15 protein-coding genes are annotated in these 19,843 nt (G+C 43.5%); 3 read left to right on the plus strand and 12 right to left on the minus strand.

Features of this window, described 5'->3' with window-relative positions; translation table 11 throughout:
• Positions 1 to 337: 337 nt before the first annotated feature.
• From ACTQ9T_RS12715 to ACTQ9T_RS12725, 3 genes are all read right to left on the minus strand, one after another.
• A complete protein-coding gene (locus tag ACTQ9T_RS12715; RefSeq protein WP_440465320.1) occupies positions 338 to 5,215 on the minus strand; it encodes an ESPR-type extended signal peptide-containing protein in 4,878 nt (1,625 codons plus the stop codon).
• Between the two features lie 625 nt (positions 5,216 to 5,840).
• Positions 5,841 to 6,743, minus strand: coding sequence for a CDP-diacylglycerol--serine O-phosphatidyltransferase (gene pssA, locus ACTQ9T_RS12720; RefSeq protein WP_227676214.1), 903 nt, complete (start codon positions 6,741 to 6,743; stop codon positions 5,841 to 5,843).
• Between the two features lie 74 nt (positions 6,744 to 6,817).
• Positions 6,818 to 7,693 carry a 23S rRNA (adenine(2030)-N(6))-methyltransferase RlmJ gene (locus ACTQ9T_RS12725; protein WP_010196880.1) on the minus strand — a complete coding sequence of 292 codons (876 nt, stop codon included), beginning with the start codon at positions 7,691 to 7,693 and terminating at the stop codon, positions 6,818 to 6,820.
• Positions 7,694 to 7,833: 140 nt separating this feature from the next.
• On the opposite strand from ACTQ9T_RS12725, the gene ACTQ9T_RS12730 reads away from it, so the two are divergent.
• Complete coding sequence (locus tag ACTQ9T_RS12730) at positions 7,834 to 8,589, plus strand: 2OG-Fe(II) oxygenase (protein WP_440465321.1); 756 nt, start codon at positions 7,834 to 7,836, stop codon at positions 8,587 to 8,589.
• Between the two features lie 109 nt (positions 8,590 to 8,698).
• Positions 8,699 to 9,916, plus strand: a complete 1,218-nt coding sequence (gene dapE / locus ACTQ9T_RS12735; RefSeq protein ID WP_440465322.1) for a succinyl-diaminopimelate desuccinylase — start codon at positions 8,699 to 8,701, stop codon at positions 9,914 to 9,916.
• A 181-nt stretch (positions 9,917 to 10,097) separates the two neighbouring features.
• Here the strand turns inward: dapE and ACTQ9T_RS12740 are convergent, their stop codons facing one another.
• The 7 genes from ACTQ9T_RS12740 to ACTQ9T_RS12770 all read right to left on the minus strand — a co-directional run bounded on the left by ACTQ9T_RS12740 (position 10,098) and on the right by ACTQ9T_RS12770 (position 15,921).
• Positions 10,098 to 11,240, minus strand: a complete 1,143-nt coding sequence (locus ACTQ9T_RS12740) for a hypothetical protein (protein WP_440465323.1) — start codon at positions 11,238 to 11,240, stop codon at positions 10,098 to 10,100.
• A 26-nt stretch (positions 11,241 to 11,266) separates the two neighbouring features.
• Positions 11,267 to 11,749, minus strand: coding sequence for a GyrI-like domain-containing protein (locus tag ACTQ9T_RS12745; RefSeq protein ID WP_440465324.1), 483 nt, complete (start codon positions 11,747 to 11,749; stop codon positions 11,267 to 11,269).
• 93 nt (positions 11,750 to 11,842) lie between these two features.
• Positions 11,843 to 12,052, minus strand: a complete 210-nt coding sequence (iscX, locus tag ACTQ9T_RS12750) for a Fe-S cluster assembly protein IscX (RefSeq protein ID WP_010196865.1) — start codon at positions 12,050 to 12,052, stop codon at positions 11,843 to 11,845.
• 94 nt (positions 12,053 to 12,146) lie between these two features.
• Complete coding sequence (locus tag ACTQ9T_RS12755; protein ID WP_440465325.1) at positions 12,147 to 12,710, minus strand: acyl-CoA thioesterase; 564 nt, start codon at positions 12,708 to 12,710, stop codon at positions 12,147 to 12,149.
• Between the two features lie 159 nt (positions 12,711 to 12,869).
• On the minus strand, positions 12,870 to 14,249 hold the full coding sequence (locus tag ACTQ9T_RS12760) for an NAD(P)(+) transhydrogenase (Re/Si-specific) subunit beta (RefSeq protein ID WP_440465376.1): 1,380 nt from the start codon (positions 14,247 to 14,249) through the stop codon (positions 12,870 to 12,872).
• Positions 14,250 to 14,263: 14 nt separating this feature from the next.
• Positions 14,264 to 14,611 (minus strand): proton-translocating transhydrogenase family protein, encoded by a 348-nt coding sequence (locus tag ACTQ9T_RS12765; RefSeq protein ID WP_201574529.1) that lies wholly within the window; start codon positions 14,609 to 14,611, stop codon positions 14,264 to 14,266.
• A 143-nt stretch (positions 14,612 to 14,754) separates the two neighbouring features.
• Positions 14,755 to 15,921: a Re/Si-specific NAD(P)(+) transhydrogenase subunit alpha gene (locus ACTQ9T_RS12770; protein WP_440465326.1), complete on the minus strand. Its 1,167-nt coding sequence runs from the start codon at positions 15,919 to 15,921 to the stop codon at positions 14,755 to 14,757.
• A 480-nt stretch (positions 15,922 to 16,401) separates the two neighbouring features.
• On the opposite strand from ACTQ9T_RS12770, the gene yaaA reads away from it, so the two are divergent.
• Positions 16,402 to 17,202, plus strand: coding sequence for a peroxide stress protein YaaA (yaaA, locus tag ACTQ9T_RS12775; protein WP_440465327.1), 801 nt, complete (start codon positions 16,402 to 16,404; stop codon positions 17,200 to 17,202).
• A 152-nt stretch (positions 17,203 to 17,354) separates the two neighbouring features.
• On the opposite strand, the gene ACTQ9T_RS12780 is transcribed toward yaaA, so the two are convergent.
• Both ACTQ9T_RS12780 and groL read right to left on the minus strand, forming a co-directional pair.
• Complete coding sequence (locus tag ACTQ9T_RS12780; RefSeq protein ID WP_440465328.1) at positions 17,355 to 17,732, minus strand: hypothetical protein; 378 nt, start codon at positions 17,730 to 17,732, stop codon at positions 17,355 to 17,357.
• 367 nt (positions 17,733 to 18,099) lie between these two features.
• Positions 18,100 to 19,749 carry a chaperonin GroEL gene (groL, locus tag ACTQ9T_RS12785; protein WP_189586337.1) on the minus strand — a complete coding sequence of 550 codons (1,650 nt, stop codon included), beginning with the start codon at positions 19,747 to 19,749 and terminating at the stop codon, positions 18,100 to 18,102.
• Between the last annotated feature and the right edge of the window lie 94 nt (positions 19,750 to 19,843).

A 19,843-nucleotide genomic window follows, 5' to 3' on the forward strand; every position in this document is an offset into this window, starting at 1 on the left:
CCTGTGTCAAGAGGTAATTTCTATTTAGTTTGAAGTAAATGTCTCATCACTCATTCTAAACAGCCTTCCCTTTCGACTAGGGCGCATTATACGGGGTTTTAAGACTGGGTCAAGGGGTTTGATAGACTTATCTTAGCTAGATAGCATCAGTTTATATATTTTAGACTATTATTTTAAACATTTGAACCAGCGCACTGAGAGTATTGTATGTACAAAACATTGCTATCAAATGGCTAGTAGGACGATATAAGCCTTATAGGAATTAAGAAAAGCCAGTTCAGAACTGGCTTTTCTTAATATGTAGATTAGAGAGGTATTGATTGATTTAGTCGTTTATTTACCAGCCAAAACCTACACCTACCCCTGCAGATGATTCATCGTCACTAAAGGCACCACTAAAGGTCAATGATGTATTATCAGAAACTACACGCTGATAACCGATAGCTACTGCTTGCTCGCCTCCTTGGAAGCCCATACCTAGACCTATGCGATTGCGCTGATTCATTCCACTCACACTAGTACCCATGTTTTGAATAGCAGCGCTCATCGCTCCGACTTTATCGATACGCTGATCTTGCTCTTTGAAGCGTGAATCCACATCGCCCCTAAATGAGTTTAAGTTCTGATCGATTGTTGCAAAACGCTGATTGGTATAGTCATTAGCAGTATCTAAAGTTTGACTATCGCCTGCTTGGCTCTGTGCCAGATTGACTGCGTCATGGGAGTCAACACCAGCGGCAACATTGGTAATTCGGCGCTGGTTAGCCGCGCTACCCACCGATACGGTGTTATCAGCACTGGTCTGTGATCCTGCGCCTAACGCGACAGAGTTATCATTAGTCACACTGCTATTAGCACCGATAGCCACTGCATTGGCTGCTTGGACGTTCACCGACTCACCGATAGCAACGGAGTTTGAGGCATTAGTCTCGTTCGCAAAAGTTGGTGAACTATTGGTATCAATTGTTGCCGCTGTAGCACCCACTGTTGCGTTGCTACCTAGTACTACTGAGTTACTGGTAGTATCACCAATGATGTTGTCGTTACCAACTGCATAATTGGCGTTACCACCAACAATATTAGGATCTCCAAATGCACCTGAGCGATCACCTGAAACGATGTTGCCATTACCCACGCTGGTAGATTGATCGCCAGTCACTGTATTATTAGTGCCTATGGCGATGCTATCCTTACCTTTAGATTGAGCGTTAACTCCGATTGCTATCGCACCGTCAGCAGTAGCGCCATTACCGTTATAATTACCTGCATCTTCACTGCCACTAGCGCCATTAACGCTAAAGAATCGAGCTTGGCTGTCTTCGATTTTACTTTCTAATTCAATTTTAGCTTCTTCGCTAATACCTGAATCACCTTTGTCTCCTTTAGCGCCGTCGATACCATCCTGACCTGTAAGTCCTTGAGCACCATCAACACCGTCTTTACCGTTAGTGCCATCAGCACCATCTTGACCACTAATGCCGTCTACGCCATTAGTACCATTCTGACCGTTGATCCCATCAACACCATTAGTGCCATTTAAACCATCTGTTCCGTTTTGACCTGCTGGACCTTGTGCACCATCAGCACCATCAGCACCATTTTGGCCATTAATGCCGTCTACGCCACTAGCACCATCCTGACCGTCAATACCGTTTGTTCCATTGATGCCGTCAGACCCTGCTGGACCTTGTGCACCATCTTGACCATTAATGCCGTCTACGCCATTAGTACCATTCTGACCGTCAATACCATTTGTTCCATTGATGCCGTCAGACCCTACTAGACCTTGAGGGCCAGTTTCACCTTGATCGCCTTTGTCCCCTTTAGGTCCAGGGGTTAATGCGATGTTGGTTATTTGTCCTTGCAAATCTGTCAACCTGCCATCCACTGCGGTAAATGCTGAACCGACATCACTGTAGTCAGTCTTATTGATACGATAAGTTGGTGCTTGAAAAGCGCCATTAGCACCAAAAGACGCACCACCTCCCAACGCTGTGCTGTAGTTGGTCTCTGTACGCTTCAGCTGCGCCACATTGACTGCATCGGTATCTGTCGTACCTGCTGCCACGCCTGTAATTTGGCGGGTCTGCCAGTTGGCAGGATCAGCATCGCTAGTATCACCGACACTGACTGCGGCTAGCGTTGATTGCCATACTGGTGTGGTTCTAGTGTCCGCACCGAATCCCTTTACGCCCGCATCAACTGTGGTGACGCTTTGGCTACCTAAAGCGATACTGTTACGAATGTTAGCCGTTGATCCTGTACCCATCGCGATACTATCGCGACCACTGGCGATTGATGAGTTACCAATCGCTGTTGCGCGAATACCACTCGCGGTTGCGCCTATGCCGAGAGCTTCATAGTCTGCATCTGCGAACTCAAAGATTTGAGCGCCATTACCATTATCTTTAAAACGGCGATTGAAATCGTCTGTTTGTATAGGCGTGGTCGCAGCGGTAAAGTCAGCTTGTACGACAGCGCCTGCTACTGGCACTCTTATAATCGGATTTGCACTACCACTACCAACGGCAGTAGCGCCTGCTTCTGAGGCTTCACTGAAAATACCTACTGCTGAGCTAGCAGTACCTGAGGCTACGTTTTCATAACCCATCGCTGCACTATCACTACCTAAGGCTCTATTATCGCGACCCATAGCTGAGCTAGAGCTACCTGAAGCTGTGTTACTACGACCCAGCGCTGAGCTATTGTTGCCTGAGGCTTCATTTGCACGACCCAATGCTGAGCTATCATTACCTGAGGCTTTATTGACATAACCCATCGCTGAGCTACCACTGGCTGAAGCTATGTTGCTACTACCCATTGCTGAGCTGAAACCTCCTGAAGCTTCATTGTCATAACCAACTGCTGAGCTACTATTGGCTAAAGCTGTATTACTACTACCCAATGCTGAGCTTACAAAACCTGAGGCTGTGTTATTATTACCTAGTGCTGAGCCAGAACTACCTGAGGCTGTGTTACCAACGCCCATTGCTGAGCTAGAACTTTCTAAGGCCACGTTACGAAGACCTACTGCTGAGCTGGCGTTTCCTAAGGCCCTGTTACCAATCCCCATTGCTGCGCTGGAACTTCCTGAGGCTGTGTTCGAACTACCTACTGCTGAGCCAGAACTTCCAGAGGCGGTATTACCCATCCCCATTGCTGAACTGGAACTTCCTGAAGCTGTGTTGTTATAACCAACTGCTGAGCTGAAATCTGCTGAGGCTGTGTTAAAAACACCTATTGCTAAACTAAAGTCTCCTGATCCTGCATTGCTATAACCAACTGCTGAGCTCTCAGTACCTGAGGCTCTACTATAGACCCCAATTGCTACTGCATCTAAACCTGTGGCCCCATCATTGTCAGCGTTAGACCTTAAGCCCGTCTCATTTGAATTAATACTCACGTAACGCGTGGTATCACCGCTTGACTCTGCGACTTGCTTCAGCTGCGCCACATTGACCGCGTCGGTATCAGTCGTACCCGCAGCCACGCCTGTGATTTGACGGGTTTGCCAGTTAGCAGGATCAGCATCGCTAGTATCACCGACACTGACTGCCGCTAGCGTTGATTGCCATACTGGCGTAGTTCTGGTGTCCGCACCGAACCCCTGTACGCCTGCGTCAACTGTGGTAACGCTTTGTGATCCTAGTGCAATACTATTACGAATGTTAGCCGTCGATCCTGTACCCATCGCTAAGCTATCACGAGCACTAGCGACTGAGGTATTACCAACCGCTGTTGCGCGGATACCACTCGCGGTTGCGCCTATGCCTAAGTCTTCATAGTCACTCATTGCAAACTCAAAAATTCGACCACCATTACCATCGTCTTTAAAGCGTCGATTCTGACTATCTGTCTGTATAGGCGTGGTCGCAGCGGTAAAGTCAGCTTGTGCGACGGCGCCTGCTACTGGAACTCGTGTAAAAGGACTACCACTACCAATGGCAGTCGCACCTGCTTCTGATACTGTGTTAGAACTACCTAACGCTGAGCTATTAAAACCTGAGGCTGTATTACGATTCCCTAGCGCTGAGCTGTCATTACCTGAGGCTGTGTTACTAAAACCTACTGCTGAGCTAAAGTCTCCTAAGGCTGTGTTCAAACGACCCATCGCTGAGCTGGAACGTCCTGAGGCTTCGTTATCACTACCTACCGCTGAGCTACGATCGCCTGAGGCTTCGTTAGCATAACCCACCGCTGAGCTAAAGAATCCTGAAGCTTCATTGGAACTACCCAACGCTGAGCTACCACTGCTTGAGGCTTTGTTATTACTACCTAGTGCTGAGCTGTTGGTAGCTGAGGCGGTGTTACTAAGACCCATCGCTGAGCTGTTGATACTTAAGGCTGTGTTGCCAAAACCCATCGCTGAGCTTTGAGAACCTAAGGCTTCATTGCTACGACCCACCGCTACGCTATCTCTACCTGAGGCTTCACTACCTACCCCAATTGCTACTGCATTCGCACCTGTTGCGCCATCATTATCACGATTAGAGCCTGCGCCCGTCTCAGTTGAGTTAATACTGACATAGCGTGTAGTATCACCGCTTGATTCTGCGACTTGCTTAAGCTGCGCCACATTGACCGCATCGGTATCTGTCGTACCTGCGGCAACGCCTGTAATCTGACGAGTCAAACCAGCATTAGTATTTCCGATACTGAGAGCAGCGCGAGTAGATCGCCATGTGGCATCGGTATTCGTACCTGCGTTAAAACCTGTCACACCTGCATTGGCTGTAGTAACGCTTCCCTCTCCTAAGGCAATACTATTATCAATGTTAGCGGTCGCATTTGACCCTATGGCTGAGCTAAAGGCGCCTGAAGCTTTATTGCTATGTCCTATAGCTGTGCTCGCATAACCTGAAGCAGTGTTTACAGACCCTATTGCTGTGCTAAAATTATTTGATGCTGTACTGTTGTTAAAGCCACAAGCTATAGAAGAATTTGATAAAGAAGATGTAGGATCTGATGATGGAAATCCAGATATCGACGAGGTTCTGCACACATCTGCCTGACTACTCACCGATATCAGTCCCAATGCACTTCCTATCGCTACAGCGATCGCTTGACGACGTAACGTTGTTCCTGTCGTGCTAGCTGTCACAGTACCCACCGTAGATGACTTACTAGATTTGCCACCAGATTTGGTGATTTCACTCACTGCAACATAGCAGCCTGTTGAACGATTGAAGATAACGCGGTAGACATGGTTTAGCATTAGAGTATCCTGTATATGTAAAGCCACTATCGAAGCAACTGTATGATGACTATACAAATAGACTGATCGTTGGGCTAGCACTATTAGGCATAGACGTTAGTGTTGATAAACAGTTAAACAAAGAAGCTATTGATTGGGGCATTCCATGAACGGCATGTCCAATAGAAGGTTGAGACATTCTTTTTAAAACTTTAAGAGGTGAACCTCTCATCTCTAGAAATATTTATATTCTATTTGGATATAAAAAGAAACGTTATGGATACATATTGTAATATTATATGCTGATTGTAAAGTCATTGTTTTTAATGTGTAACATATAAATATATCCTTTGAAGAATATATCGTGATGCTAGAAAAAAATACTGGCTATGACATGTATGCGTACAGAGTTTTTATTTATTGAAGTTATCTGTTGAATATAGATAACTTCAATGACCTATGTATGACGGCATACAAGTTATAAAGAGAATAATGATTTTTTATAAGACACAAAAAAGCCGCTTATTAATAAATAAGCGGCTCTTACAAGATATACTTAGAGTTGTTTTAGCATTAACTAACTTAAATGATTAAAGTTTGAAAATAATTAATAGCAGTCTAAAATAAGATATGGAAGACATCAAATTTAGTGTTTAAAATTTGCTTTTATCGTAGTCACGATACCTGATAAAGCATAAATAATACCGATCGCTAAAATACCAACAGGGATGTCATAAAGCACAATACTCATGACCAGCACACCAATGATAAGAACCACAAACGGTACTTTCTTTTTGTCAAATTCCTTAAAGCTGTAATACTTAACATTACTAACCATCAGTAAACCGCAAATAACGACCCAAGCCGCGAATAAGAACATGACAAGTGTATCGTACTGTCCTATCCACTGATTATGGTCTATTGCTACCATAACAGCTGAGGTGACCAATATAGCCGCAAGTGGACTTGCTAAACCAACAAAGTATTTTTTGTCGACAGTACCAACCTGCACATTGAACCGTGCCAAGCGGAAAGCACCACAAGCCGTGAATACAAAGGCGCAGCCAAGACCAATACGACCCAAGGGCTGTAGCGCAAAACTATAAATTAAAATAGCCGGTGCAACGCCAAATGCTAGCATATCGGCCAAAGAATCATACTGCTCCCCAAACGGGCTTTGGGCATTGAGCATGCGGGCGACGCGACCATCTGCCCCATCAAGAATGGCAGATAAAAAGATGGCTAAAGAGGCTTTGTAAAACTCACCTTGCGTACTCGCCAAAATCGAGTAAAAGCCTGACAGTAATGACAACGTAGTGATCAAATTGGGCGCTAAATACACACCGCGACTGACCACACGTTTCCCTTCAGCAACTTCTGCCTCAATCACCTCAAAGGTCAAGCCGTCGTAGCTGTCATTATCCGCTAAGCGGATATTAAACTCATGCTCATCAACAAAAGGTGGCTGGGTGGCTGCATTATCTTGCAGCAAACCATCGTTTTGAGGCGCATTGTTTGGTTGGCCGGTAGGTGGTTGCACGTTTGTCATCTTAATATCCTTATTGGCCGACATTGCTATTCATTGACCCCGTTATTTACTGACACCCTTATTTACTGTCGCTATTATTCGCCGACGAGCCAGCGCACATTGGTCGCACTATCAGGCGTTAAGTCTGGGGCATTGGCAACTTTTAGTACTGGCTGCAAGAAACGTAGAATTTCACGCGCATGGTTATCAAACTGCCATGGCGGATTGATAATCAGCATTCCTGTGCCGTTAAGACCCACGGCGATATCGTTCGGATAAATATTTAGCTCACAAACCAACTGACGTCTCATTTCAGTACGTTTTAGCTTTTTATAGAACAGCTCTACCGCTTCAATGTTTTTGATCGGGAACCATAATGCATATGTGCCTTGTGGCCACTTATTATAAGAGTGCACCAATAGGTCGATCAGGCGAGTAAAGTCTTTGTGTTCTTGCTCGTAAGGAGGGTCCAAAAATATGAGACCACGACGTTCTTGTGGTGGAATAACGGCACGAATACCTTCAAACGCATCACGATGATGAATGCCGATTGGCAATTTATGTAGCTGATAGTTAAGCGCGTCGTACTCACTGGCTTTGGCTTCAAACGCTTCGCCGCGCACGCCTGCATCTGGATTTTTTTCGATATGATGCGCAATCCACCAAGGCGAACCCGGATAGACTTTTTTGTCATAAGTGAAACGGGCTTGCTTGATACCTTCTATATAGTCTTTGACAGCAGGCGGTGCTTTTTCGACATCGGCCTTTACTAAAGATTGGATACCACCTTTAGCTTCTCCTGTCTTGCGCGCCTCTTCACTGGCAAGTGAATACAATCCACGACCGCCATAAGCATCAAGCACATAAAAAGGTTTGTTTTTTTGCCCCAGCTGGTTGAGTAATTGTACCAATAAAATGTGTTTGACCACATCAGCAAAGTTACCAGCGTGGTAGGCGTGTTTATAATTCATAAGTTCAAAAGTTTAAATAAGAAAAATTGCATCTATGGTAGCATAGGCAGAGTAAAAGATAACGATGGTTTTGGTAAAAAGGCATCGATTGGCTGTGTATTGTCAGCTAATTGAGTGTTTATTGATAACGGCGAGACGAAATGACGAAGATTACTAGCAATCTTGAGGTGACACAATTGGTTGTCGATCAGCCAATCGGTCAGGATAATCCGCCTCTGCTGTTTGTCCCAAGTGAAGACTATAGCCATGAGCCGCCAACTCAACACGTCCTGCAAACATCTGACTTTGACGTTGATTGGGAAAACAAGCTAACAGATACGCAGTTTGATAAGTTTGTAGAGGATGGCTGGCTAATCATTGATGATGTCTTTGACAGCACTGCATTATTGGCGCTACAAGCGGAAAGTGGTTTTATTGACTATCGTGATGCAGAGTTGACTGCTGGCATTCGCCTCAGTGATATCCGTGGTGATAAAATCCGCTGGATCACGGAAAATTTCTTTGCTGGTTATTATTATTTGCAAAGTATCAATACACTTGCCGCTTTGTTCAATCGCAGTTTGTTTGCTGGTATTCGTCATAGTGAAGCGCATTATGCTTGCTATCCAGTTGGTTTTGGCTATCAATGGCACAGTGACAATCCGGCTGGTCGTGATGAACGTGTTATTTCGGCAGTATTTTATCTCAATGATGAATGGGCATCAACTGACGGCGGCGCACTAGAAATCGTCGATACACATGGCATTCATCATAACGTCATGCCTGTCGCCAACAGATTAATCATATTTGCCAGCGATCTACAGCATCAAGTACAAATCGCTCATCGCCAACGCTACTCTATTGCGACTTGGATGCGCCGTGATGGCTTGGTGCCGTTCGTTGAAGACAATATGTAAAGCCCTTAGAATGTAAAGCCCTTAGAAAATACGAAGCAGCGACTGGCTCTATCTTAGCGTTTAATATCAAATATTTATCATCTTAATTTATAATAAAAAAGGTTTATTCATGTCTGACTCCAATAAAGAAAACCCTACCCATCAGCAAGAAACTCTAGATTTAAGTATTGCGTTATTGGAACGACCTTCCGTCACCCCAGATGATGATGGCTGCCAAGATATGTTGTCAGAACGATTAGCGCAAGCGGGCTTTGACTGCGAGTTTATGTATTTTGGCGATAGAGATAAGACTGGCGAGCATGCTGAAGTCAAAAACTTATGGGCGCGCCGTGGCACAGCCGATCCAGTTATTTGTTTTGCTGGGCATACCGATGTCGTACCAACAGGCGATGAAAACAATTGGACTTATCCACCATTTACGCCAACTATCGCTGACGGTTATCTATGGGCTCGCGGTGCTGCTGACATGAAAACAGGGATTGCCGCCTTTACTGTCGCAGCCGAGCGTTTCGTTGCTAATCATCCTAAGCATAACGGCTCTATTGCTTTTTTAATCACCTCAGATGAAGAAGGCCCGTCAATTAACGGCACCGTCAAAGTCATTGAAACCTTAGAAGCACGTCAAGAAAAAATCACCTATTGCTTGGTTGGCGAGCCATCAAGCACCGATACGTTGGGCGATATTATCAAAAATGGTCGTCGTGGCTCATTGGGTGCGGTGCTAACTGTCACTGGTAAACAGGGTCATGTCGCTTATCCGCATCTCGCGTCCAATCCCATCCATGCCGCTATGTCAGCATTAGCAGAACTGACAAACGCCACTTGGGATAACGGCAATGACTATTTCCCTGCGACGTCTCTACAAATTTCTAATATAAATAGTGGCACAGGCGCGACTAACGTCATTCCTGAGACACTTAAAGTCGTGTTCAACTTTCGCTTTTCAACGGAAACGAGCGAAGATGAGCTAAAGGCGAAAACACATGCCATTTTTGATAAGTACTTTAAAGATAGCCAGATTTTAGAGAATCATGCCAGTTATGATATCCATTGGAAATTGTCTGGTCAGCCATTTTTGACCCCAGAAGGTAAGCTAGTGTCTGCTTGCCAGCGTGCGATTAAAGCAGTGACCGATGTTGATACTACGTTATCCACGTCTGGCGGCACATCAGATGGACGCTTCATTGCGCCAACGGGTGCGCAAGTGGTTGAGCTTGGCGTGCGTAATGCCACGATTCACCAAGTTGATGAAAAAGTCGAAGTTGACGATTTAGGAAAGCTTGCGCAGATTTATGAAGGGATTTTAGAAAATTTACTACTGGACTAATTGTAGTTATTTAGAGGTAAAAAAAGCGCCATCTGCTTTAGATTGGCGCTTTTCTTTACTTTTGAGTTTGTTATTAATTTACTATTTTTGCTTATGCATTCTCATACTTAATAGAACTAAGTCTTACATGATAATCACTACTTGATGAATATACAATAAGATACCTTCTATTTAGTTAGTATTAGCTCTCATCTATATATTCAGGTACAGATATAGTTCCGCTGTCCGTAAGAAAGTAAGTTTGACGCATTGGTTTAAATGGTGACTCTTTTGCTACATCCAACGAAAGATTAGACAGTAACCCAAATACAAGATGTGCATATTCTAAGCAATCATATTTCCCACGACAGTTTAAAGAGCTTTGTCGAAGCTCTTTAAACTGTTCAATGTATTTGTTGAAATTTTTTCTCTTACTACGCTCACTATATAATTCTGAGGGATTATCAGGTAAAGGGAAACGGACTGAAATCATCTCTTTAGAATCTGGTAAAAATAAATATTCTTGAATAGCATATAAGGGAAAGTTAGCCAAATTGATAGGAGCAGAATGCATTACTAAATCACGATATTGGCCTAACTCATATAACCAACCACCTTCACTCATCTCAATTTCAAAATAAGACTCTAATTCAGATCGTTTTTCAATTTCTTTTAAACATTTGAACAATCCACTGGCTGAAGTTATTTCATACTTATGATTTTTACGAATCTCTCTGATTTTTTCTTTTAGAGAGCCTTTGCCAGAATAGTTATATACATACTCACATAAGTAGTCGCGCAGTATTCCAGCATCAAACAAAAAAGAGTGAAATTCCTGATAAACTAAATCAGTGAAACCATCCTGAAAACGTTGTCCATTTTTAAAAATATTTTTCAAAGCTAGCGCATTTAACTGATTATGATAAGCCAAGCAAAGGCTTCTCAAACGGTTATTGATTGAATTTAACTGAAAGTTAATTCTATTAGAAATATCATATGCGAGACCGTTCTTATTGTGGAATGCTGATAAAGACAAACTAGCCCATTTATCCATAGCATCCCAATTAGGCCATATAATGTCCTGTTCGACATAACCTCTGAATTGCATTGGTGCTTCACCAGTAGCCTCAAGAGGGTTAGTTATAAAATCAACTCCCACAATCAATAAATTATATTTTTTAAGAGCATAATATAGTTTACCAAAAGTCTCTATTGAGATTTCACATACTTTTCCATCTATAGTTTTAGGCCATAATGTGATCACGTCACTTAGTGGTTCATTAGTAGCAAGAACTCCACCTGACAAATATGCGATTCTTCCGCAATATGGCCAATCTTTATTCATAGTTATCCTATAGTCTAACGATGGTTCTACTCAATACCAATATAAAGATCTATTTGCCCAAACTCTAGATTACCACCGATATACTGCTCAAAATCGACCTGATACGTTCTAGTATGCTCACAGCTTGGATCGTTAAAGTAAGTCCAAGCATTCTCCCAAGCGTTCATCACTGTATTAGGCATTCGACCTTGTTCAGAGAATACCAAGTATTTCCCTGCAGGAATGCTGACCGTTACTAAATTGCCAGCGCTTTGTTGATCTTGCTCACTGTCTACTTTCCAACTTGCCACGACATCAAAAGCGCCTACTAAATCATCACTTTCATAGTTATGAAAAACGCCATAAATATCCTCGCCTTCAGGAAGACTCTTCACGTGATTTTGGTAGAATTTTTGCCATAAACGACCCAATTTAGCAGTGTCATGGCTGATTTCAGCGTTATTAGTGGTACGAGCACTGAGGCCTTTGCAAACTATCGCTTCGGATAGCTCTTTAATTTGTGAAGTCATGATAGCGCCTGTCCTGTATATTTAGTCGATTTTTTATTTGAAGTAGTACGTAGCTTATAGAGTACGTAACTTATAGTTAGTAGCAAAGTTACTCTAATCCGCTTCATCAATCCAGTTCATCTGAATGGCTTCTAAGATGCCTTCATTAGATTTTTGTGGATCATCATCAAAGCCTTCAAGCTCGGTCACCCAACGATGCAAATCTGTAAAGCGAATGTACTGTGGATCGGTCTCTGGGAATTTTTCATAAAGCTCGATAGCGATATCTAAGCTGTCTGTCCATTTTAGTTTTTGTGGGATCATAATGGTACCTTCTTTTTTAATTTTAAGAAAAAATGTTATCGCTTTAATAGCCCCCATCCTACCAAAATTCGTCTTATGATTATAGGCAAGTTCGTTAAGCTGTCTCTGTTGCTTCAGCTGGCTCAGCAGATTTGGTAGATTTAACTGCTACTTGGTGTTCATTCCACGTGGTAATCGTATTCGTCATCTGCTCGCCTGTCATATCCAATACCTTTGGTGTGCGCATACCCTTATCGTCTGTAAAAACAAACTTAGTCATGCCGACGCCCATTAGCTGGTTTTTTACAAAGAAGCGATGCTCAAAATATACATATTTGTGATCCCATCCTGCGACCGCACTACTGAGCGTCATTTTGTCCAAAAACTTAATTTGCTTAAGATAAATCATCTCTTGCATGGCGATGACCCAGTTTAGGGGCTTAATGCCTTTTTGGTGACAGTGCTTCATTACCCATCGCGTAATGTTTAGCTCAATAAAAGATAGGTAGCGATAGTTAGGTAGATGGTCGCGAAACCCCATATCATGTGGCAAGATTCGATAATGGCGAACCGTCGGTGCGGTCAATGTCTCTATACTGAGCGTTTCACTCACTGATTGCTGCTTAAGTTGTTGTTTTAGCAAACTAACCATAATAAAAAAACGTATCAACATATTCATAAATAACCTTCTTAACTCTTATTTTGTATAAACTTATTTGATGTAAACAATGATTGAATATAAGCGAGTCGTACCTTAACGCAAAAAAAGCCACCTCAGTGACTTTTTTATTTAAAAGCTTATATTTAGAAGTAAATATTTAACCGCTTACTCTAAAGATTAATGAGCGCCATTGATACTACGTACCATCTCTTCTACCATCTTTTTCGCATCGCCAAAAATCATCATGGTTTTGTCCATGTAGAACAAGCTATTATCAAGTCCTGCATAACCCGTACTCATCGAACGCTTAATAACCATCACCGTTTGCGCTTTACTGACTTCTAAGATTGGCATACCAAAGATTGGAGAAGTCGGATCATCTTTTGCAGATGGGTTGACCACATCGTTGGCACCGATGACCAAGACCACATCCGTACTAGCGAAGTCTGAGTTAATCTCATCCATCTCAAGAATGTCATCGTAAGGCACATCCGCTTCAGCCAATAGGACGTTCATGTGTCCAGGCATACGACCAGCAACTGGATGAATGGCAAAACGAACGTTAACGCCTTCTTCTTTTAACAGCTCATACAGCTCTTTTACTGCATTCTGCGCGCGACCTTGCGCCATACCATAACCCGGTACGATCACAACGTTGCTGGCATTGGCCATCAAGAAGCCTGCATCTTCTGCTGAACCAGCTTTATAATTCTTTGGTGCACCATCATCGCCGCCTGCTGCCACAGCTGACGTACCCATACCACCGAACAGTACGTTGAGTAATGAGCGGTTCATGGCTTTACACATGATATGAGAAAGAATTGCACCTGATGAACCGACCAGTGAACCTGCGATAATAAGCATTGAGTTGCCGAGGGTAAAACCAATACCCGCTGCCGCCCAACCTGAGAATGAGTTCAATAGTGATACAACCACTGGCATATCACCGCCACCGATTGGTGCAATCCACATCCAACCGAAGATAACTGCAATCACTGCCATCGCATAAAAGGCAGGTAATGAATCAGTGACGAAATACATGCCGCCAAACCCGATCATCGCAATAAACAGTAGCGCTTGGACAGGTTTGACCCATCCTCCGACCAATGTTTTGGCCCAGCTCTTCGCCGCCAATTTACCGAAAGCAAATACTGACGCTGAGAAAGTAATCGCACCGATAAAGCAACCGATGAACAATTCGACACGAGCAACCGCGCCATGCTGCTGCTCAGTATGCAATACGGTTGCCAAGGCAATCGCAACTGCTGCCAAACCGACGAAAGAATGCATCAAGGCAACGGTTTCTGGCATTTGGGTCATCGCGACCGTTTTTGCCTTCCACATACCGACGACCGCACCCAATACCATGGCACCAATAATCAACCAAAGAACAGGGCCTTCTGCTAAGAAGAAAGTGGTCACAACAGCAATCGCCATCGCCGCCATACCAAAGCGGTTGCCGCGAATAGCCGTTTTTGGACTAGATAAACCACGTAGGGTTAAAACGAAAAGAATAGCGCCGACTAGGTAAAACCAATCCGCATTTGCCGCAATCATTGTTGAAAAATCATTCATGCGTTGCCTCCATTTTCAGTCGTCCCAGTTTCAAGAGCGGGTGCTTTTTTCACTTTGGGTTTAAACATCGCAAGCATACGCTCAGTCACGGCAAAACCACCAAAGATGTTGACACTGGCTAGAAATACCGCAAAGGCACCCAGCAAGCTGGTTGGTGTAAATATAGAGCCATCAATCGTGACGGTCTGTAGCATCGCACCAACGATGACAATACTTGATAATGCGTTGGTGACGGCCATCAATGGTGTGTGTAGTGCAGGCGTAACGCCCCAAACCACGTAGTATCCGACAAAAATAGCGAGCACAAATACAGTGAAAATCGCTACAAATGGTGTACTACTCATGGCGGCACCGGCTGGCGCGGCAGCTAAAATAGTGGCAATCATCTTATCCTCCTAAAAATTTATTCGTTACTGGCAAATGTATGGTGACAACGTTAGTAGTGACAATGTTGTGATGACAGGCTGTCAAAACTTAGCCAGTCAAACTAGCGTTTGGCCAGTCGTACCTGACTGTCATGTGTCACCGCCAGTGCGCCCTGAATCTCGTCTTCCATGTCTAAGTTAAGTGCCAAGTTAGCTGATGTGTCACTTGCTGAAGCGTCATCGCCAGCAGGCGCAATTAAGGTCGTGATAAAGTTAACCAAGTTGTTGGCATACAAATCTGAAGACTGCGCCGCTAGCATCGATGGAATATTGGCAGCACCAACGATACGCACGCCATTATCCGTAGTGATGGTTTCGTTAGGCACACTGCCTTCTACGTTGCCGCCCGTTCCAGCAGCCATATCGATCAGCACTGAGCCTGCCTTCATCTTGGCAAGTGTTGCCCCGTGTACCAAGCGCGGTGCATTACGACCAGGAATCTGCGCCGTCGTAATCACGATATCGGCATTGCTTAACGCTTTGTCTACCACAGCGGCTTGGTCTTTGATATATTGCTCTGATGGTGTCCACGCATAGCCGCCTGTCGCTTTGGCTTTCTGCGCTTCTTCTTCACTCATCGGTACATCAAGCCATTTACCGCCTAGGGATTCAACTTGCTCTTTAGCAGCAGGACGTAGATCACTGGCTTCAACGACAGCGCCCAAACGCTTTGCCGTCGCAATGGCTTGCAAACCTGCAACCCCAACCCCTAAGATGACCACTTTGGCAGGCTTAACTGTACCCGCTGAGGTCATGAACATTGGAAAAGGACGCGAGTATTCATTGGCTGCCAGTAATACCGCTTTATAGCCGGCAAGGTTGGCTTGTGATGACAAGACATCCATATTCTGTGCACGTGACAATGTGCGCGGCAATAACTCCATCGCAAAAGCAGTAGCACCTTTGGCAGCATAAGCATCTAGCTGGCTATTACGATACGGATCGAGCATACCAACGACGATTTGACCCGTGGTCAAATGTTCTATCGCCGCAGCAGGTAAGTCATTGACCGTGGTAATAATTCGAGACTGTGTAATGACCTCGGCGCTACTACTGGCAATCTCGGCACCGGCAGCTTGATACATCTCATCAGCATAATATGCTGCTTGACCTGCACCTGACTGTATGACGACTTCAAACCCAAGCTTACGCAATTTTTTGACTGCGTCTGGGGTTATCGCTACGCGACTTTCGCTCGCGATATCTGCACTGATTACACCGATTTTCATACCGTCTCCTTACTTACGTCTTAATGACTACTTTTAATACCCTCAACGCACATTGAAAAAGCACAGGGGACAAAAAAACCTTTGGTCACTACTGGTTTAACATTAACGACCAAAGATTATCAATTTAATAAATGATAGCTGGTTTGCCATCATGCCTTTTTATTATAGAGATATCATCGGCTAACTTTCATTGACTAATGATGACCCACAAGTAAAATAAAAAGTTAGGCATTTACACCATCTGCATAACTTTTATTGTTATATTAAAAATTTTTATTTTTCAACTAACTTGTCAGCCCTTATGGTACGTAGGCTAAGAGAACCAGTAACGACCTGTGACATAATTATAAACTACCAGTATACTGTTAAAAAATACAAAACCACGACGAGTAAGTCAAGTTAAACCTGTGTATATCGTATAATGAGAAAGCTTGACACCTCAACAGGTCGGTCATTGATTCACTATAATAAGGAATAACGATGTATTTTGTACTCTCCCCTGCCAAATCTTTGAATGAGAAAGACACTGTGCCAGTCAATTTAGGCAACTACTATAGTCAGCCTGAGCTGATTGAGCACTCACAGGCACTGATGAAAATCCTGAAGTCGAAAGAGCCGATTGATTTGCAAGAGCTGATGAGTATCTCTGATGACTTGGCACAGCTGAATGCACAGCGCAATCAGGACTGGTCTTGGAGTGCTAATACTCACTTTACGGACAGTAATGCTAAACCCGCAGGCTATTTGTTTGATGGAGATGTTTATACGGGTCTTGATATGTATCACATGGACAAAGACACCGCTATCTACGTCAATGAACATCTGGGTATTTTGTCCGGTCTTTATGGCGTGCTAAAGCCACTGGATTTTATTCAGCCGTATCGACTTGAGATGGGTACTAAGCTTAAAAATGAGCGTGGCGATAATTTATACGAGTTTTGGGGCGAAGAAATCACTGAGATTATTAATAAGCGCATGGCTGATAGCGATGACAAAGTTTTGGTTAACCTTGCTTCTAATGAATACTTTAAAGCGGTAAAGAAGAAAGCCTTGAATGCGGAGATTATCACGCCAAGATTTGAAGATGAGAAGAATGGCCAATATAAAGTCATTAGCTTCTATGCCAAAAAAGCGCGTGGACTAATGGTGAAATATGCGGCAGATAATAAGCTGACCAATGCTGAACAGCTAAAGCAATTTGATTTGGCTGGATACTACTATTGTGAAGATGCTTCTGATGATAAAACGTGGACGTTTAGACGGGATGAGGCGAGTCAGTAGCAGTAATACCTTCAATCAACCTCTGCCTGTGATTAATCTCTAATTGTAAGACCCTAATAAATATAAAGTCTATTAGGGTCTTATTTTATGTATATAGAGTAAGTGACTCATAAAGTATGGCTTTTAAAATTGTTGATGAGAGAACGAATAAATTATAGAGAAATCTCAACCTCTATCTTAATTGGTCTTTTTAGATGAATAGTCACTTTAATATTAATAGACGCTGCTTCTGGCGGCTCATTATCTAAAGCGCCATTGACGATATGTGCTATTTTCATCGCTTCTATATCTTTGAGCTCAAAGCCGCTCGCTTTGGCATTTTTCATAACCTTTTCGTAAATCTCCTTTTCATTGGTATTGCGTTCTTTGTTATCAAACGACAGCTGCATCACTTGTGGCCGTTCAACCCGAGACATGCTCATCGCTTTTTGAGACGTTTGCATACTATTCTGAAATTTATATTCAGCTGAACTAGGAACAGAAAATAGAGCTAACGCTGATACTGCCATCACAATCGATAGTATTTTCATCTGTTAATTCCTTATGGTTTGATTGATTGCTTGTGACTCATAGCGAATATATTCGCTATAACAACTATATCTTAATAATCAGTTAATTGAAAATTTAAATTTATATTAGAAATATTAATCAAATTTGATATAAAAAACCTCAGTAAGCTCAGCTCGCTGGGGTTTTTCTGTGTACGCTAACTATTGTATTAAACGCAAAAAAGCCCTGCTATCTTTCGATAACAGGGCTTTTATGATTAAACAGACTTTGTGACGTTGGTAATACTTCTAGCGAAAAGCGATTTATCGAGGAAGACTAGCGAAAATAGTACCTATTGTACATTAAGCGCATCTGACGAAGAAAAATCGCTTTGCAGCAAAAGTAAAATTACATCATGCCGCCCATTCCACCCATACCGCCCATTCCACCGCCAGCACCCATGCCAGCCATACCGTCATCGCCTTGTGGCAAATCAGTAATCATGACTTCAGTGGTTAGCATTAGACCGGCAACAGATGCTGCGTTCTCTAGCGCTGAACGAGCTACTTTAGCTGGATCAAGGATACCCATCTCTAGCATATCGCCGTATTCGCCAGAAGCTGCGTTGTAACCGTAGTTACCGCTACCGCTCTTCACTTCGTTGACTACCACTGAGGCTTCTTCGCCAGAGTTGGTCACGATTTGACGTAATGGTGCTTCCATCGCGCGACGTAAGATATTGATACCAGCGTTTTGGTCGTCGTTATCACCACGTAGCTCAGACAATGCATTCATCGCACGAACTAGAGCAACACCGCCACCAGGTACAACGCCTTCTTCAACCGCTGCACGAGTGGCATGTAGCGCATCATCAACGCGATCTTTCTTCTCTTTCATTTCAGTTTCAGTCGCAGCGCCAACTTTGATAACGGCAACGCCGCCAGCCAGTTTAGCCATACGCTCTTGAAGCTTTTCTTTGTCATAGTCAGACGTTGATTCTTCAACTTGACGTTTAATAGACTCAACACGGTTTTCGATATCTGCTTTGTTACCAGCGCCATCGACGATAACGGTGTTTTCTTTACCGACAGTGACTTTCTTAGCGGTACCAAGTTGCTCTAGAGTCGCAGTCTCAAGGCTCAGACCAATCTCTTCAGAGATAACCGTACCGCCAGTTAGCGTTGCGATATCTTCTAGCATCGCTTTACGACGATCGCCAAAACCTGGTGCTTTAACGGCACAAGTTTTTAAGCCGCCACGCATGTTGTTCACAACTAGAGTTGCCAATGCTTCATTTTCTACGTCTTCAGCGATGATTAGCAATGGCTTGCTCTGCTGCATGACTTGCTCAAGTAATGGTACGATCTCACGAATGTTGCTGATTTTTTTGTCAACCAATAGAATATATGGGTTTTCAAATTCAGCAGTCAGGCTGTCTTGCTTATTCGCAAAGTACGGGCTGATATAACCACGGTCAAACTGCATACCTTCGACAACTTCTAAGGTATCTTCAAAGCTTGAACCTTCTTCAACAGTGATAACGCCTTGCTTACCGACTTTTTCCATCGCTTGAGCAATCAATTCACCGATTTTGGTGTCTGAGTTGGCAGAGATAGAACCAACTTGGGCAATCGCTTTTGAATCGTCAGCTGGGGTAGATAGCAAATGGATTTGCTCAACAGCAGCACGTACCGCTTTATCGATACCGCGTTTTAGATCCATTGGATTCATGCCAGCGGCAACTGATTTCATGCCTTCTTGCAAGATTGACTGAGCCAATACCGTTGCAGTCGTTGTACCATCACCAGCGACATCGTTGGTACGGCTAGCGACTTCACGAACCAATTGAGCGCCCATGTTTTCAAATTTGTTTTCAAGCTCGATTTCTTTGGCAACCGAAACACCATCTTTAGTAATGGTAGGTGCGCCAAACGACTTATCGATTACCACGTTACGACCTTTAGGGCCTAGTGTGACTCGTACTGCGTTTGCTAGAACGTTTACGCCGTCCATCATTTGTTTACGGGCATCTATGCCGAATTTTACGTCTTTTGCCATGTTAAATTACTCCACTATTATAAGTATGAGAATGCAATTAAATGTTTCAATGATATTGTCAAAAATGCGCTAAGTATAACAATACTCAAAAAGG

It is taken from the genome of Psychrobacter sp. ASPA161_6, from assembly GCF_051970285.1.
Taxonomy (GTDB): Bacteria; Pseudomonadota; Gammaproteobacteria; order Pseudomonadales; family Moraxellaceae; genus Psychrobacter; species Psychrobacter glaciei.

Bases quoted from the DNA above. Each gene is read 5' to 3' on its own strand.
- ACTQ9T_RS12715 (WP_440465320.1), bottom strand. From the start codon at position 5,215: ATGCTAAACCATGTCTACCGCGTTATCTTCAATCGTTCAACAGGCTGC.
- pssA (WP_227676214.1), bottom strand. From the start codon at position 6,743: ATGACAAACGTGCAACCACCTACCGGCCAACCAAACAATGCGCCTCAA.
- ACTQ9T_RS12725 (WP_010196880.1), bottom strand. From the start codon at position 7,693: ATGAATTATAAACACGCCTACCACGCTGGTAACTTTGCTGATGTGGTC.
- ACTQ9T_RS12730 (WP_440465321.1), top strand. From the start codon at position 7,834: ATGACGAAGATTACTAGCAATCTTGAGGTGACACAATTGGTTGTCGAT.
- dapE (WP_440465322.1), top strand. From the start codon at position 8,699: ATGTCTGACTCCAATAAAGAAAACCCTACCCATCAGCAAGAAACTCTA.
- ACTQ9T_RS12740 (WP_440465323.1), bottom strand. From the start codon at position 11,240: ATGAATAAAGATTGGCCATATTGCGGAAGAATCGCATATTTGTCAGGT.
- ACTQ9T_RS12745 (WP_440465324.1), bottom strand. From the start codon at position 11,749: ATGACTTCACAAATTAAAGAGCTATCCGAAGCGATAGTTTGCAAAGGC.
- iscX (WP_010196865.1), bottom strand. From the start codon at position 12,052: ATGATCCCACAAAAACTAAAATGGACAGACAGCTTAGATATCGCTATC.
- ACTQ9T_RS12755 (WP_440465325.1), bottom strand. From the start codon at position 12,710: ATGAATATGTTGATACGTTTTTTTATTATGGTTAGTTTGCTAAAACAA.
- ACTQ9T_RS12760 (WP_440465376.1), bottom strand. From the start codon at position 14,249: ATGATTGCGGCAAATGCGGATTGGTTTTACCTAGTCGGCGCTATTCTT.
- ACTQ9T_RS12765 (WP_201574529.1), bottom strand. From the start codon at position 14,611: ATGAGTAGTACACCATTTGTAGCGATTTTCACTGTATTTGTGCTCGCT.
- ACTQ9T_RS12770 (WP_440465326.1), bottom strand. From the start codon at position 15,921: ATGAAAATCGGTGTAATCAGTGCAGATATCGCGAGCGAAAGTCGCGTA.
- yaaA (WP_440465327.1), top strand. From the start codon at position 16,402: ATGTATTTTGTACTCTCCCCTGCCAAATCTTTGAATGAGAAAGACACT.
- ACTQ9T_RS12780 (WP_440465328.1), bottom strand. From the start codon at position 17,732: ATGAAAATACTATCGATTGTGATGGCAGTATCAGCGTTAGCTCTATTT.
- groL (WP_189586337.1), bottom strand. From the start codon at position 19,749: ATGGCAAAAGACGTAAAATTCGGCATAGATGCCCGTAAACAAATGATG.